The sequence below is a fragment of the Streptomyces sp. JLSY215 genome (genome assembly GCF_059682825.1).
In genome coordinates this window covers 7,915,222-7,930,904 of the sequence record NZ_CM185022.1, presented here as the reverse complement: position 1 = coordinate 7,930,904, position 15,683 = coordinate 7,915,222, and the positions used below count along the sequence as shown (strand labels likewise).

The following is a 15,683-nucleotide window of genomic DNA, read 5'->3' as shown; positions in this document are numbered from 1 at the left end:
GACCGTACACCGGGAATACCGGCCGTCCGGCGCGGGATAGGATCTCCGCGCCATGGAGATGAATGCCCACTACACCAGTTTCGTCGCGGTCGGCGACAGCTTCACCGAGGGAATGTCCGACGGCCTGCCCGACGGCTCGTACCGCGGCTGGGCCGATCTGCTCGCCGCCCGCCTCGCGGCGGCTTCGCCCGGTTTCCGCTACGCCAATCTCGCGGTGCGCGGCAAGCTCATCGGCCAGATCGTCGACGAGCAGTGCGGCCCCGCGGCCGCGATGGGCGCGGATCTGGTGACGCTGGTGGGCGGACTCAACGACGTACTGCGGCCCAAGTGCGATGTGGGCCGGGTGTGCGCGCAGCTGACCGAGGCCGCCGGGCGGCTGGCCGCGGGCGGCGGGCAGCTGGTGCTGATGCGCAGCCCGGGGCGCGAGGGACCGGTGATGGAGCGGTTCCGGCCACGGATGGAGCAGCTGTTCGCGCACATCGACGCGCTGGCGGAGCGGCACGGCGCGGTGGTCGTGGACCTGTACGCCTCGCGGGCGCTGGCCGACCCCCGGCTGTGGGCGGACGACCGGCTGCATCTGAACGCCGAGGGGCACCGGCGGGTGGCGGAGGCCGTCTGGCAGGCGCTCGGGCTGGCCGCCGCGTCGGACTGGGACGCGCCACTGCCGGCCTCGGAGCCGCCCGGCTGGGGCGCGCGGCGGGCCGCGGACCTGCGGTTCGCGCGCGAACATCTGGTGCCGTGGATAGGGCGCCGACTGACCGGACGGTCCTCGGGGGACGGCCGGACGGGCGCCCAGTTCAGCGCCGAGCTGGGCAAGGCCTTCTGGGTCAGCCCCGCGGACCACACGAACCCGGGGCCCGTGACGGGCTGGCAGCGCGTGGGGGCGTAACCACCGGAGCCCGGTCGCAGGGAGCGACTCGGGCGGGGTGCGAGGCGTTGGCCGGGCGCGGACCGGCGTGCGCAATACTGCCGTCCACAACTGCTGGTCATGGGTGGGGGTATGGGTGCGACCGTTGGCGAAGGACGATCCGCAGCAGATCGGACCGTTCGAGATCGTCGGGCTGCTCGGGGGCGGCGGCATGGGCCGGGTCTATCTCGGCCGGACCGGGGACGGACGGATGGTGGCGGTGAAGACCGCGCGGTCCGAACTCGCCGACGACCGGGGCTTCCGTACCCGCTTCGCCCGTGAGGTGGCCGCCGCCCAGCGGGTGGGCGGGCCGTTCGTGGCGCCGGTGGTCGATGCCGCGCCGCACGACGACGTGCCCTGGATGGCGACCGACTACGTGCCGGGCGTCTCGCTGGCCGATGCCGTGCACGACTGCGGACCGCTGCCCGAGCAGACGGTGCGGCTGCTGACGGCGGGCCTGCTGCACGCCCTGACGGCGGTGCACGCGCACGGCCTGGTGCACCGCGACCTCAAGCCGTCGAACATTCTGCTCACGGCCGAGGGCCCGCGCGTCATCGACTTCGGCATTGCCTACTCCGCCGCGGACACCGCGCTGACGATGACCGGTACCGCCCTCGGCACCCCGGGATTCATGGCGCCCGAGCAACTCGTCATGACAGGCCCCACCATCACGGGCGCGGCGGATGTGTTCGCGCTCGGCGGGGTGATCGTGTTCGCGGCGACGGGCGGCGGCCCGTACGGCGGCGCCGAGCCGCAGATCCTCATGTACCGCACCGTGCACGAGGAACCTCGCCTCGATGAACTCCCTTACGGGCTGCGGGAGTTGGCGGCGTCCTGCCTGGCGAAGGAGCCGGAGCGGCGGCCCGCCCTGCCCGCCCTCATGGCATCGGCGGGCGCACCGGGCCCGTACGGCGACTGGCTGCCCGCCCCCGTCGCCGAACAGCTGCGCCGGCTCGCCGCGCAGCTCCGTGACGTCGGATCCCCGGCCACCCTCGCGCTGCGGCCGCCGGCCGCGCAGCCCACCGGCGTCCCCTACCACCAGCTGCCGACCCGTACGACGGTCGGCGGCGCACCGCCGGCGTACGGCGTGACGCCCCCGCTGCCGCACCCCGCCGGGCAGCCCCCGGCGCCGGGGCCGAGCCGGCGCCGTGTGCTCGCCGCGCTGTCCGCCGTCGGGGGCGTGGCCGGCGGCGGGGTGCTGGCCTGGGCGCTGTGGCCGGACGGCGGCGGTGCCGGTGCGAGCGCCGGGAACAAGCCCCGCGGCAGCGGCGGCCCGAGCGCCGCGGAAACCCCCGACCACACCGGCGAACCGTCGGGCCGGTTGCCGCAGCAGATACGCAGCAAGGGCATCGTCACCGTCGGCTCGGACATCAGCTACTCCCCCATGGAGTTCAGCAAGGACGGCTCGCCCGCCGGCTTCGACGTCGATCTCGCGAACGCCCTCGGCCGTGAGCTGGGGGTGCGCTTCCAGTTCGAGGACACCGCCTTCGGCTCCCTTCTCCCCGGTCTGGCCGCGGGCCGCTTCGACCTGGTCATGTCCGCGATGAACGACAACAAGGACCGCCAGGAGGGGCGCTCGGGCGGCACGAAGACCGGCGCGGGCGTCGACATGATCGACTACCTCAATTCCGGACTCATGCTCGTCGTCCGCAAGGGCAACCCGGAGGGCATCAAGAGCCCCGACAGCCTGTCCGGCCGGACGGTCGCCGTCCTGCGCAGCTCGTATGCCGGTGACTTCCTGAACAATCTCCGCCCCGCCCTCTCCGGGAAGCTGAAGATCCGGGAGTTCGACTCCGGGGCCGAGGTCTACGACGACGTCGCCAAGGGCCGGTCCTCGGCCTGTCTCGACGAGTTCATGGTCGCGGCCTACACCGCCGCCACGCACTCGGGCGGCGGCGCCCTGGAGCGGGCCGGCAAGCAGATCGCCCCTCTCCCCTACGGCATAGCGGTCGCCAAGACCAATACGGCGCTGCGGGACGCCGTGCGGGAAGCGCTCGGCCGCCTCATCGCGAGCGGCGAGTACCGGAAGATCCTCAAGGAGTGGTCCCTGGAGGACGGTGCGGTGGAGCGGGCGATCGTCAACGGGGGCCATTAGGGGCGGGCGGGCCGGAGCCACTCCGGGCGGATGCGGAGCGGACCTGCGGCTTGGAGGAACGCACGACCGGGGCCGGGGCTCCGGCCTGCGTAAACCGCCAGTAGACTCTGACCACGTGACTGCTGTGTCTGCGAAGCCTCGCATCCCCAATGTTCTGGCCGGCCGCTATGCCTCCACGGAGCTGGCCGTGCTCTGGTCCCCCGAGTACAAGGTGAAGCTGGAGCGGAAGCTGTGGCTTGCCGTGCTGCGTGCACAGAAGGACCTGGGGGTGGAGGTCCCCGAGCAGGCACTCGCCGATTACGAGCGCGTCCTGGAGAACGTCGACCTGGCCTCCATCGCCGAGCGGGAGAAGGTCACCCGGCACGACGTCAAGGCCCGGATCGAGGAGTTCAACGCCCTCGCCGGTCATGAGCAGATCCACAAGGGCATGACCTCCCGCGACCTGACGGAGAACGTCGAGCAGCTGCAGGTGCGGCTGTCGCTGGAGCTGATGCGCGACCGCACGGTCGCCGTCCTGGCGCGCCTGGGCTCGCTGGCCGCCCAGAACGCCGAGCTGGTGATGGCGGGCCGCTCGCACAATGTCGCCGCGCAGGCCACGACGCTGGGCAAGCGCTTCGCGACCGCCGCGGACGAGCTGCTGGTGGCGTACGGGCGGCTGGCGGACCTGCTGGCCCGCTACCCGCTGCGCGGCATCAAGGGCCCCGTCGGCACCGCACAGGACATGCTCGACCTGATGGGTGGCGGCTCCGCGGGCGCCGCCAAGCTCGCCGAGCTGGAGCAGCGGATCGCCGCGCACCTCGGCTTCGGGCAGGCCTTCACCTCCGTCGGCCAGGTCTACCCCCGTTCGCTGGACTACGACGTGGTGACCGCGCTGGTGCAGCTGGCCGCCGCTCCCTCGTCGCTCGCCAAGACCATCCGGCTGATGGCCGGGCACGAGCTGGTGACCGAGGGCTTCAAGCCCGGCCAGGTCGGCTCCTCCGCGATGCCGCACAAGATGAACACCCGCTCCTGCGAGCGCGTCAACGGCCTGATGGTGATCCTGCGCGGCTACGCCTCGATGGCCGGTGAGCTCTCCGGCGACCAGTGGAACGAGGGCGACGTCTCCTGCTCCGTGGTCCGCCGGGTCGCCCTCCCCGACTCCTTCTTCGCGCTGGACGGCCTGCTGGAGACGTTCCTGACCGTGCTGGACGAGTTCGGCGCCTTCCCCGCCGTCGTCGCCCGTGAGCTGGACCGCTACCTGCCGTTCCTCGCCACGACGAAGGTGCTGATGGGTGCCGTACGGGCCGGGGTCGGCCGCGAGGAGGCGCACGAGGCGATCAAGGAGAACGCCGTCGCGTCGGCGCTGGCGATGCGCGAGCAGGGTGCGGAGCGCAACGAGCTGCTCGACAAGCTGGCCGCGGACTCGCGGATCCCGCTGGACAAGGGGCAGCTGGACGCCCTGATGGCGGACAAGCTCTCCTTCACCGGCGCCGCGGCCGACCAGGTGGCGTCCGTCGTCGCCCGGATCGAGGAGATCGCCAAGCAGCACCCCGAAGCCGCGGCGTACACCCCGGGCTCGATCCTGTGACCGCGGGCCGCTGACGTGCGCTTCACCCCCGAAGAGCTGCAGGCCGCTCGCGATCGCCACGTCCCCGACGTGGCCGCGAGCGGGCTGCGGGTGCTCTTCTGCGGCATCAACCCCGGGCTGATGACGGCCGCCACCGGCCATCACTTCGCCCGCCCCGGCAACCGCTTCTGGCCCGTCCTGCACGCGTCCGGTTTCACCCCTCGGCAGTTGCAGCCGGCCGAGCAGGAGGAACTGCTCGCGCACGGCCTGGGCATCACCAATGTCGTGGCCCGGCCGACCGCCAAGGCGGACGAGCTGAGCGCGGAGGAGTACCGCGAGGGCGGGCGGCTGCTGGCCGAGAAGGTGGCGCTGCTGCGGCCGCGCTGGCTGGCGGTCGCGGGCGTCACGGCCTACCGCGTCGCCTTCGGCGACAAGCACGCCGCCATCGGCCCCCAGGAACGCACCCTGGGCACCACCCGGATCTGGGCGCTGCCCAATCCCAGCGGTCTGAACGCCCACTGGACGCTCGCGACCATGGCGCAGGAGTACGGCCGGCTGCGCGCCGCGGCCTTCAGCGACGACTGACGTCCCACGCCGGGCCGGGAAAGCCCCGCACCGCCCCCTCCTCCGCTGTCGCCGCCAGCACCTGGCACGGCTGCTCCGGTCCGCCCTGCCCGGCGCCGACCGCCACCCAGCGGCCCGCCGTCCGCCAGGTGTGCAACCGGGGCACCAGGCCGCACAGGATGTCCAGCGGCGGCGGCACGGGCAGGCCCATCGCCACCCGCTCCAGGGGCCCGGCGAGATCGAGGACGCCGGGCTCCCCCCACCGTAAGGACAGCAGCGCGGTCAGCGCCGCCAGGGCGGCCGCGCAGTCCTCGCGTATCTCCTCGGCATCCGCCGGGTCCGCGTCCCACAGCGGCGGGCCCGCCCACAGCCGCACCACATGGAACCCGGGCCCGCTTTCCCCTTCCGCGGACCGCTCCCGCCGGGCCGGGAAGGCGCGGCCGCGCAACGCGTCGATCACCGCCAGCTGCTCACCAGTCGTCATACCGTCAGTAAACCGCCGGGGTCTGACAATTGGCCGTCCGTCAGGCCGGGTGGGGTCCGGCGGGCCGGTGACGTGGCGGGGGCGCGGCCGCTTCGCGCACCGTCCTCGATGGCCGAAGGCGCGTCCCCGGTAGCCCCTCCCGCCCCCGTCGGGTCTCGCCGCACACCCGCTGACCGGCTACGATCCGCCAGACACGCAACGCGAGGGAGAGTGACCTTGGGGCGGCTCACGGGTGGGGACCCCTCCCTGCTGCGACGGATCAATTCCGCGGTGGTGCTGCACGCGCTGCGCGCCGCGGACTCCCCCACGCTCACCCATCTCGTCCAGGTGACGGGCCTGTCCCGCCCGACGGTCGAGGGCGTGGTCGAGGGGCTCATCGAGGCGGGGCTGGTCGCCGAGGCGGCCGCCGAGGAGGGCGAGACGCGGCGCCAGGGGCGGCCGGCCCGCCGGTTCCGGTTCCGTACGGAGGCGGGTCATCTGCTGGGCATCGAGATCGGTCCGCACCGCGTCGCGGCCCAGCTCGCCGATCTGAGCGGGCAGGTGCTGGACTCGGCGCAGCGCCCGGTGGCGGTGACCGCGCCGGCCGACGAGCGGCTGGAGCGGGTCCGTGGCGTGGTGGCCGACCTGCTGCGCCGGGCGGGCGTGCCGCGCCGTTCGCTGCGGGCGGTCGGCGTGGGCAGTCCGGGCATCGTGGAGGCGGACGGCACGGTGCGGCTGGGGACGGCGCTGCCCGGCTGGACCGGCCTCCCCCTGGGCGAGCGGCTGCGGCGTTCCTTCCGCTGTCCGGTCCTGGTCGAGAACGACGCGAACGCCGCCGCGGTGGCCGAGCACTGGAAGGGTGCGGCGGCCGCGTCCGGCGATGTGGTGTTCGTGCTGGCGGGGCTGAGTCCGGGGGCCGGTTCGCTGATCGGGGGGCGGCTGCACCGCGGGTTCGGCGGCGCGGCCGGGGAGATCGGGGCGCTGCATCTGCTGGGGCGGGAGGCGACGCCGGAGACGCTGCTGTCGACGACCGGGGAGCCGCTGCATCCGCTGGACGAGGCACAGGTCGCCGCGGTCTTCGCGCTGGCGCGGGACGGCGATGTCCGGGCGCGGGAGGCGGTGGAGCGGTTCATCCGGCGGCTGGTGCACGATGTGGCGGCGCTGGTGCTGGCGCTGGACCCGGAGCTGGTGGTGATCGGCGGCTGGGCGGCGGGCCTGGCCGGTGTACTGGAGCCGCTGCGCACGGAGTTGGCGCGCTACTGCCTGCGTCCGCCGCAGGTCGCGCTGTCGGAGCTGGGTGAGGCGGCGGTCGCCACGGGGGCGTTGCGGCTGGCGCTCGATCACGTGGAGGGGGAACTCTTCGCGGTGGAGGGCACGGTGACGGGCCGCCGGTAGCACGAGGCGCGGCGGGCCCGTGCCGCAGCTCGGCACGGGCCCGTACGGCCGGACGGATCACCGGCCGGACGGATCACCGGCGGGTGGATCAGCGGCCGACCGGATCGGCAACCAGGCGGATCAGCTCGCGAGCAGCGCGACCGCGTCGCTTTCGCCGAAGGTGAGCCGGCAGGTGTCGGCGCGGTAGGTCGAGACCGCCACGGCCGCCGTCCGGCCCCCGGAGACATAGCGGGTGGTGACGACGAGCACCGGCGCGCCGGGCAGCCGGTCCAGCTGCTTGGCGTCCTCCGCGCGGGCGGAGCCCAGCTCGACGGTGCGGTCCTGGCCCTCCAGCTCCCGCTCCCGCAGGGCGTTCAGGACGGCGCGGGCGCGGCCCGGCGCGCTGAGCGCGGCCACCGTGGAGCACCCGGGGACCACGGCCGACGGTACGTACAGCAGCTCGGCGGCGACCGGCTGACCGTTCGTGACGCGGCTGCGGCGGACGATGTGCACCCGGTCGCCGGGCGCCGTCTCCAGGAGGCGGGCGACGGCGGCGGGCACCGCGTCGGTTTCGGTGGCGTCCAGCGGCTGCCAGTCGTCACCGGCGGCGCCGGGCCAGGTGTGCCGGGCGGGGTCCACGGCGACGCCGACGCGGGGCGGTGCGACGGTGGTGCCCACGCCGCGGCGGCGCTGCAGCCGGCCTTCCAGTTCGAGCTGTTCGAGCGCCTGACGGAGCGTGGCACGGGCGACGCCGAACCGCGCGGCCAGCTCACGTTCGTTGGGCAGAATCTCGCCGACCGCGAATTCCGAGTCCAGCGCCTCGCTGAGCACGGTCTTGAGATGCCAGTACTTCGGCTCCGGCGCCGTTTCGAGCTGCGTGGTCCCCACCCTGTCCTCCGCACTGGCCGTTGCCCCGCGGGGCCCCATGGACCGGGTCCGCCCACGGGACCCGCTTCCACCGGTCCCGCCGGCGCACCCGATTATGAGCGCTTCTTTATTAAAGGTTGTTGCAGTATCCCGACGATATGGCCGGTCCACACCTTGGTCAAGACCAATCCGCGGGCCTTTCGCCGCATGGGCGCCGCCTGGTGGACGGGCCCGCAGGCCCGCCGTACCACGGGCTACCCTGCGGTCATGCTCACCCTGCTGCACACCTCGCCCGTCCACGTCCCGGTCTTCGACGCCCTGCGCGACGAGGAGGCCCCCGGCCTCGCGCTGCGGCACCTCGTACGGCCCGAACTCCTGGACCGGGCAAGGGAGCTGGGGCCCGACGCGGTGGCGGACGAGGTCGCGGCGGCGCTCCTGGGGGCGGCCCGCGAGGGGGCGCGGGCGGTGCTGTGCACCTGCTCGACGATCGGGTCGGTGGCGGAGGCGGCCGGTGCCGCGGCGGGCCTGCCCGTCCTGCGGGTGGACCGTCCGATGGCCGCGGCCGCGGTCGCCGCGGGCCCGCGGATCGTGGTGCTCGCCGCGCTGGAGAGCACGCTCGGCCCGACCCGGGACCTGATCGCCGAGGAGGCGGAGCGGGCCGGACGCGAGGTGCGGGTGCGCACGGTGCTCGTGCCGGGCGCCTGGGAACGGTTCGAGGCGGGCGATGCGGAGGGCTATCTGGGGGCGGTGGCCGCCGCGGCGCGGGACGTACCGGCGGCCGATGCGATCGTGCTGGCCCAGGCGTCGATGGCGCCCGCGGCGGACCGGCTCACCGGCCGGGTGCCCGTGCTGTCGAGCCCGCGGCCCGGCCTGCGGGCCGCGGCTCAACTCGCCGCGAGCGACGCCAGCTTGTCGGGGTTGCGGACGACGTAGACCGTCTGGATCCGGCCGTCCTCGACGTCGAGCTGGAGGACGGAGTCCGGCGTGCCGGCGCGGTGCGCCAGCAGCGCGATGCCGCCGTTGAGTTCGAGGAGGGCGAATTCCATCCCCGGGAGCAGATTCCTGGTGACGCCGAACAGGAACCGGGCGACCTTGTCGGCGGACTCGATGATCCGCAACGGGGCCTTGGCCTTGCCGCCGCTGTCCCCCACCAGCCGCGCGTCCGCCGCCAGCAGCTTCAGCAGGCCCTCCAGGTCGTCACCGGCCGCGGCCGCCATGAACCGTTCGGTCAGATCGCGCTGCCGGCCCGGATCGACCTCGAAGCGCGGCCTGCCCTCGTCCACATGCCGGCGGGCCCGCCCGGCCAGTTGGCGTACCGCCGCCTCGCTGCGGTCGAGGGCCTCGGCGATCTGCGCGTACGGATAGCCGAAGGCCTCGCGCAGCACGAACACGGCGCGCTCCAGAGGGGAGAGCGACTCCATGACGACGAGGACGGCGAGCGTCACGGACTCGGTGAAGACCGCCCGCTCCGCGGTGTCGGGTGCGGTGGCGCCGATGTCCGTGGCGAGGGGCTCGGGGAGCCAGGGCCCGACGTACGACTCGCGACGGGACTGCACCTGGCGGAGCCGGTCGATGGCCAACCGGGTGGTGATGCGGACCAGATAGGCACGCGGTTCGCGTACCTCGCTGCGGTCGGCGGACGACCAGCGCAGCCACGCGTCCTGGACGACGTCCTCGGCGTCGGCCACCCGGCCGAGCATGCGGTAGGCCACGCCGTGCAGCATGGGGCGGTGCGCCTCGAAGAGGTCGGTGGCATCGGTCGCGTAATCGGTCTGCACCCTGCCATCCCAGCGGGCCGTCACCGCGTTGTCCAGCGCAAACGGCGGTCGGCGGGCGGTGGGTGACGTGGTGTGCGGCACACTGCCGGGCCGAGTGGGCCGCGCACCGGCCACGGCTGGCATCGTGAGTGCCCACGCCCCGGCACCACCGCACGCCTCACCCCCCAGGAGTCCCCCTCATGGCCGCCTCGGTCTCCTTCGCCCGGATCCTCCCCGACGACCGGCCGCCCTTCACGCTCGCCTACGAGCGCAAGGGCGCGGGCGAACCCATCGTCCTGCTGCACGGCATCGGCCACCATCTCCAGGCCTGGCGCCCGGTGCCGGACATCCTCGCCGCCTCCCACGAGGTGATCGCCCTGGACCTGCCCGGCTTCGGCGCCTCGCCCGCGCTGCCCGGCGGCTCCTCGTACGACCTGCCGACGGTGGTGGCGCTGCTCGTCGCGGCCTTCAGGGAACTGGGCGTGGACCGGCCGCATGTCGTGGGGAACTCGCTGGGCGGGCTGCTGGCGCTGGAGCTGGGCCGGGCGAAGGCCGTACGGTCGGTCACCGCGCTGTCGCCCGCGGGCTTTTGGACGCCGGCCGAGCGCCGGTACGCCTTCGGGGTGCTGCGCGGCATGTACGCGGGGGCGCAGGCGCTGCCGGAGCCGGTGGTGGAGTCGCTGGCCCGCTCCGTCATCGGGCGGGCCACGCTGACCGGGTCCATCTACGCCCATCCCGGGCGCCGTTCGGCCGAGGCGGTGGTGGCGGAGACCCGGGCGCTGCGCGAGGCGCCCGGGTTCGCGCCGACGCTGGCGGCCGGGCAGGCGGTGCGGTTCACCGACGATGTGCCCGACGTTCCGGTGACCATCGGCTGGGGCAGCCGGGACCGGCTGCTGCTGCGCCGTCAGGGCGTACGCGCCAAGCAGACGATCCCGGGCGCCCGGCTGGTGCGGCTGCCGGGCTGCGGGCATGTCCCGATGAACGACGATCCGGGGCTGGTGGCCCGTGTCATTCTCGACACGGTGGGCTGAGGCCGGCATCCGCTCCCGGGCGGGGCACCCGCCGTTCGGGCGCCCGTCACCGTCCGTTCGGGCGCCGGGCATCGGCCCCCGGTACGAACAGCACAGCACCCAAAGCCGCTTCGACGATGGAGGTTTCAGATGGCGCAGGGATCCGGCGACGGCTTCGGCCGGCGGTCGTTGTTGCGGGGCGCGGCGGCCGGTTCCGGGATGCTGGCGCTGCCCTCGCTCGCCTGTGCCGCGCCCGCGCAGGCGCGCAGCGGGCGGCCGAGCGCCGACTGGGGCGTCCAGGTCGGGGACGTGACGACGTCCTCGGGTCTGGTGTGGGTACGGTCCGACCGGCCGGCCCGGATGGTCGTGCAGACCGCCGCGACGGAGTCGTTCCGGGGCGCCCGGACCTGGCACGGCCCGGTGATCGGGGCCGGTACGGACTTCACCGGGGTCACCTCGCTGCACGGGCTGCCGTCCGGGGAGCAGATCCACTACCGGGTGCTGCTCGCCGATCCGGACGATCCCCGGCGCAGCGGCGAGCCGGTCACCGGGACCTTCCGCACGGCGCCCGAGCGGCGGGGCGGCAGGGTCCGCTTCCACTGGTCGGGTGATCTGGCCGGGCAGGGCTGGGGCATCAATCCGGACCGGGGCGGCTATCGCATCTACGAGGACATGCGGCGCCGCGACCCGGATTTCTTCCTGTGCAGCGGCGACAACATCTACGCCGACAACCCGATCCTGGAGCGGGTGACGCTGCCGGACGGGCGGATCTGGCGGAATGTGACGACCGAGGAGAAGGCGAAGGTCGCCGAGACGCTCGGGGAGTTCCGGGGCGCGTTCCGCTACAACCTGCTGGACGACAATCTGCGCCGGTTCAATGCGCAGGTGCCCACGATCACCCAGTGGGACGACCACGAGGTGCACAACAACTGGTATCCGGGACAGCTGCTCGACGACGACCGGTACACCGTCAAGGACGCGGATGTGCTGTCGGCGCGGTCGCTGCGCGCCTTCAGCGAGTACTTCCCGATCCGTACGCTGCGGGCCGACCGCGGGGGCCGGGTCTACCGGGTGGTGCGGCACGGCCCGCTGCTGGATGTGTTCGTGCTGGACATGCGCCGGTACCGCAACGCCAACTCGCCGGGCCGCCAGACGGACGACCCGCAGGGCATTCTCGGCGCCGAGCAGCTGCGCTGGCTCAAGCGGGAGCTGTCGCGCTCGCGTGCGGTGTGGAAGGTGATCGCCTCCGATATGCCGCTGGGGCTGGTCGTCCCGGACGGCAAGACCGACTTCGAAGCGGTGGCGCAGGGCGATCCGGGCGCTCCGCTGGGGCGTGAGCTGCAGCTGGCGGAGCTGCTGCGGCACATCAAGCACGAGCGGGTGACCGGCACCGTGTGGCTGACGACGGACGTTCACTACACGTCGGCGCAGCATTACGCGCCGGAGCGGGCGGCGTTCAAGGACTTCGCGCCGTTCTGGGAGTTCGTGTCCGGGCCGCTGAACGCGGGCGGGTTCCAGGCGCTGAAACTGGATGGAACGTTCGGCCCCACGCAGCCGTTCATCAAGGCGCCGGACCGTGCCAATACCTCTCCCGCGGAGAGTCCGCAGAACTTCGGCGAGATCGACATCGACGGGGACAGCGGGGAGCTGACGGTGCGGCTGCGCCAGGAGGGTGGAGTGGTGTTGTTCAGCAAGGTGCTGCAACCAGGACGGGTAGGGCAGTAGGGACCAATGCGTCGATTGCACCTTTTACTGGTTTTACTCGTCGGACACAAACTGTTGGCGATCAGGCAACACCGGTCGGCAAGGCTGTCTGCATGACTGAAGCCTCCTCTGCCAATTCCGCCCGCCGCCATCACTGGCGCCGGGAAGCCGTCGAGCTCGCCGCCCTGTTCACGGCCGTGGCCGTGGCGGACATGGTGGCCAATACCGTCGCGCACGGCCCCCGGGGCCCGCTGCTGCTGTGCGCCTCGGCGGTGGCCCTGGTCGCCACGGCCGGGTTCCACATCTGGTGGTCACGCCGCCATGAGAACGCCCCGCCGCCGACCGATACCGGCGCCACGGCACCGTCCTCCGCCGGCCGGCCCGCCGTGGCCGGCCGGCAGGAGACGGCGCTGTGGCGGATGCGGACCACGGTCCGGGACGAGCCGGGCAGCCTGGCCGCGCTGTGCACGGCGCTGGCCGGGCAGCGGGTGGACATCCTCAGCCTGCAGGCGCACCCGCTGTCCGACGGTACGGTCGACGAGTTCCTGCTGCGCGCGCCGGCCGCGCTCGCGCCCGGGGAGCTGACCCGTACGGTGGCCGGTGCGGGCGGCGCGCACACCTGGCTGGAGCGGGCCGACACCCACGATCTCGTCGATGCGCCGACCCGGATGCTGGGCCTGGCGACCCGTACGGCCCTGGATTCCGCCGAACTCCCGCTCGCCCTACGGCAGTTGCTGGGGCGCTGCACGATCCATTCGGTGCCCGCGCGTTCGCTCCGCGGGCAGCCGCTCGCCGAGAAGGTGCCCGCCGAGGGCGTGCTGGCCGAGCACACCATGAAGTTCCGCGACCCCTCCGGGGGGTCCTTGACCATCGAAAGGCCGCAGTTGCCGTTCACGCCCACCGAGTTCGCCCGTGTGCGCGCCCTGGTCGACCTGGATGCCAGGCTCGGTCAGCGGGTGCCGCCGCGGCGTGATGTGCTGACGCTGCCCGAGGGCAACGAAATCACCATCCGCCGCGCCGACACCAGCGATCAGGCAGCCGCCCGCGAGATGCACGACCGCTGCTCCTCGGCCACGCTGGGGCTGCGCTACCACGGCCCGGTCGCCGACGCGGACCGCTATCTGGGGCATCTGCTCAGCCCCCGGTTCGGCCGCACCCTCGCGGTGGAGACCGCGTCCGGCCGTCTGGTGGCGCTGGGCCATCTGCTGTGGGACGGCGACGAGACCGAGGTCGCGCTGCTGGTCGAGGACGCCTGGCAGCAGCGCGGCATCGGCACGGAGCTGCTGCGCCGGCTGGTGGCGATGGCGGCCGAGGCGGGCTGCGAGAGCGTGTACGCCATCACGCAGGCCTCCAACACCGGCATGGTCGCCGCGATGCGCGGCCTGGGGCTGCCGCTGGACTACCAGATCGAGGAGGGCACGCTGGTGATCACCGCGCGCCCGTCCGGGGTTCCCGCCCAGGTGGCGGCCCCGTCGCCCGCCCTCGAGACCGTACGGACCCAGGACGGCCCCGGCCGTCGCTGAGCAGGTCACCGCGGGGCCGGCCGGGCGCAGTGACGCCCGGCCGGCCCCTCTGCGTCGGGCCCTCGGCGCGCGCCGTTGGGCAATGGGCACGCAAAGCGACAGGAACGTCCGGCCTATTGTTGGTGACGCGGCGGGGTGATCCGTACAAGGATGGCCCGCATGTCCAACACCACTTCTTCCGACGGCGGCCTGCTGCCCCGTCAGATCGCCGATGCCTACGTCGACGCCCTCGTCGAACTGGACCCCATCACCGGCACCTACCTCGGTATCGCCGAGAGCTCCGGCAAACTCCCCGACTTCTCCCCCACCGGCCAGGAAGCGCTGGCCCAGCTGGCCCGTACGACGCTGGAGAAACTCACCGAGGCCGAGGCCCGGCCGGGCGCGGACAGCCCGGCCGAACAGGTCTGCGCGCGGCTGCTGCGGGAGCGGCTGACCGCGGAGCTGGCGGTGCACGAGTCGGGCGAGGGCCTGCGCACGGTCAGCAACCTCAGCTCGCCGCTGCACCACGTCCGCGAGGTCTTCACCATCACGCCCGCCGAGACCGACGAGGACTGGGCGGCGATCGCCCGGCGGCTGCGGGCGGTACCGGACGCGCTGGAGGGCTACCGCGCCTCGCTCGACGCCGGTCTCAAGCGGGACCTGCCCGGTGGCCCGCTCCAGGTCACCACCGTCATCGGACAGTTGGACGAGTGGATCGGCGCGGACCGCAGCTGGTTCGCCGAGTTCACCGACCCGGGCCCCGAGGCGCTGCGCGCCGAGCTGACCACGGCGGCCGAGGTGGCGACCGGCGCCCTGGTGGAGCTGCGCGACTGGTTCCGGGACAGCTATGCGCCGGCCATCGAGGGCGCGCCGGACGTCGTCGGCCGGGAGCGTTACGCCCGTCTCGCCCGCTACTACAACGGCGCCGACCTCGACGCGGACGAGGCGTATGCGTACGGCTGGTCCGAGTTCCACCGGCTGCTGGCCGAGATGGAGACCGAGGCCGAGAAGGTCCTGCCCGGCGCGAAGACGCCCTGGGAGGCGCTGGCCTGGTGCGATGAGCACGGCGAGGCGGTCGAGGGCGTCGAGGAGACCCGGCAGTGGCTCCAGTCGCTGATGGACGAGGCCATCGACGCGCTGGACGGCACCCACTTCGAGCTCGCCGAGCGGGTGCGCCGGGTGGAGTCGCGGATCGCCCCGGCGGGCAGCGCCGCGGCCCCGTACTACACGCAGCCGTCGCTGGACTTCTCCCGTCCCGGCCGCACCTGGCTGCCGACGATGGGCGAGACCCGTTTCCCGGCCTACGACCTGGTGTCCACCTGGTACCACGAGGGTGTGCCGGGCCATCACCTCCAGCTGGCGCAGTGGGCGCATGTCGCCGACCGGCTCTCCCGGTACCAGACGACGGTGGGCATCGTCAGCGCCAACGCCGAGGGCTGGGCGCTGTACGCCGAGCGTCTGATGGACGAGCTGGGCTTCCTGACCAACGCCGAGCGGCGGCTGGGCTATCTGGACGCCCAGATGATGCGCGCGGTCCGGGTCATCATCGACATCGGCATGCATCTGGAGCTGGAGATCCCGGCGGATTCGCCCTTCCACCCGGGCGAGCGCTGGACGCCGCAGCTGGCGCACGAGTTCTTCGCCCGGCACAGCAGCCGCCCGGCCGACTTCGTCGAGAGCGAGATCATCCGCTACCAGGGCATGGCCGGCCAGGCCATCGGCTACAAGCTCGGTGAGCGGGTCTGGCTCCAGGGCCGGGAGGCGGCCCGCGCCCGGCATGGCGCGGACTTCGACCTCAAGGCCTGGCACATGGCGGCGCTCTCGCAGGGCTCGCTGGGCCTGGACGATCTGCTGAGCGAGCTGTCGGCGCTCTGACCGGGGGTCTGCGCAACGG

General features: G+C 73.4%; 13 protein-coding genes. 10 read left to right on the top strand and 3 right to left on the bottom strand.

Annotated elements, in window-relative coordinates:
- The first annotated feature begins 52 nt into the window (after positions 1 to 52).
- The 4 genes from AC5677_RS35155 (at position 53) to mug (ending at position 5,133) form a co-directional block, all read left to right on the top strand.
- Positions 53 to 889: an SGNH/GDSL hydrolase family protein gene (locus tag AC5677_RS35155; protein WP_497191934.1), complete on the top strand. Its 837-nt coding sequence runs from the start codon at positions 53 to 55 to the stop codon at positions 887 to 889.
- A 124-nt stretch (positions 890 to 1,013) separates the two neighbouring features.
- Positions 1,014 to 3,002 (top strand): bifunctional serine/threonine-protein kinase/transporter substrate-binding domain-containing protein, encoded by a 1,989-nt coding sequence (locus AC5677_RS35150; protein ID WP_497191933.1) that lies wholly within the window; start codon positions 1,014 to 1,016, stop codon positions 3,000 to 3,002.
- A 124-nt stretch (positions 3,003 to 3,126) separates the two neighbouring features.
- Positions 3,127 to 4,569: an adenylosuccinate lyase gene (gene purB / locus AC5677_RS35145; RefSeq protein WP_497196872.1), complete on the top strand. Its 1,443-nt coding sequence runs from the start codon at positions 3,127 to 3,129 to the stop codon at positions 4,567 to 4,569.
- Positions 4,570 to 4,584: 15 nt separating this feature from the next.
- A complete protein-coding gene (mug, locus tag AC5677_RS35140) occupies positions 4,585 to 5,133 on the top strand; it encodes a G/U mismatch-specific DNA glycosylase (RefSeq protein WP_497191932.1) in 549 nt (182 codons plus the stop codon).
- Here the strand turns inward: mug and AC5677_RS35135 are convergent.
- On the bottom strand, positions 5,120 to 5,596 hold the full coding sequence (locus AC5677_RS35135; RefSeq protein ID WP_497191931.1) for a hypothetical protein: 477 nt from the start codon (positions 5,594 to 5,596) through the stop codon (positions 5,120 to 5,122). The two genes, mug and AC5677_RS35135, sit on opposite strands and share 14 nt — an antisense overlap.
- Positions 5,597 to 5,812: 216 nt before the next feature.
- Here AC5677_RS35135 and AC5677_RS35130 point away from each other — a divergent pair, with 216 nt between their 5' ends.
- The gene (locus AC5677_RS35130) at positions 5,813 to 6,970 is read left to right on the top strand and encodes an ROK family protein (protein ID WP_497191930.1); all 1,158 of its coding nucleotides are present in this window, start codon (positions 5,813 to 5,815) and stop codon (positions 6,968 to 6,970) included.
- Positions 6,971 to 7,090: 120 nt separating this feature from the next.
- On the opposite strand, the gene AC5677_RS35125 is transcribed toward AC5677_RS35130, so the two are convergent.
- Positions 7,091 to 7,837 (bottom strand): GntR family transcriptional regulator, encoded by a 747-nt coding sequence (locus AC5677_RS35125; protein ID WP_497191929.1) that lies wholly within the window; start codon positions 7,835 to 7,837, stop codon positions 7,091 to 7,093.
- Positions 7,838 to 8,083: 246 nt separating this feature from the next.
- Between AC5677_RS35125 and AC5677_RS35120 the strand changes: the two genes are divergently transcribed.
- On the top strand, positions 8,084 to 8,749 hold the full coding sequence (locus AC5677_RS35120) for an aspartate/glutamate racemase family protein (protein WP_497191928.1): 666 nt from the start codon (positions 8,084 to 8,086) through the stop codon (positions 8,747 to 8,749).
- Here the strand turns inward: AC5677_RS35120 and AC5677_RS35115 are convergent.
- Positions 8,701 to 9,594 carry an RNA polymerase sigma-70 factor gene (locus AC5677_RS35115; RefSeq protein WP_497196871.1) on the bottom strand — a complete coding sequence of 298 codons (894 nt, stop codon included), beginning with the start codon at positions 9,592 to 9,594 and terminating at the stop codon, positions 8,701 to 8,703. The genes AC5677_RS35120 and AC5677_RS35115 overlap by 49 nt on opposite strands.
- 179 nt (positions 9,595 to 9,773) lie before the next feature.
- On the opposite strand from AC5677_RS35115, the gene AC5677_RS35110 reads away from it, so the two are divergent.
- The 4 genes from AC5677_RS35110 (at position 9,774) to AC5677_RS35095 (ending at position 15,664) form a co-directional block, all read left to right on the top strand.
- On the top strand, positions 9,774 to 10,604 hold the full coding sequence (locus AC5677_RS35110) for an alpha/beta fold hydrolase (RefSeq protein ID WP_497191927.1): 831 nt from the start codon (positions 9,774 to 9,776) through the stop codon (positions 10,602 to 10,604).
- 129 nt (positions 10,605 to 10,733) lie between these two features.
- A complete protein-coding gene (locus AC5677_RS35105; RefSeq protein WP_497191926.1) occupies positions 10,734 to 12,308 on the top strand; it encodes an alkaline phosphatase D family protein in 1,575 nt (524 codons plus the stop codon).
- A gap of 92 nt (positions 12,309 to 12,400) precedes the next feature.
- The gene (locus AC5677_RS35100) at positions 12,401 to 13,810 is read left to right on the top strand and encodes a GNAT family N-acetyltransferase (protein WP_497191925.1); all 1,410 of its coding nucleotides are present in this window, start codon (positions 12,401 to 12,403) and stop codon (positions 13,808 to 13,810) included.
- A gap of 159 nt (positions 13,811 to 13,969) precedes the next feature.
- On the top strand, positions 13,970 to 15,664 hold the full coding sequence (locus AC5677_RS35095) for a DUF885 domain-containing protein (protein ID WP_497191924.1): 1,695 nt from the start codon (positions 13,970 to 13,972) through the stop codon (positions 15,662 to 15,664).
- Positions 15,665 to 15,683 lie beyond the last annotated feature (19 nt).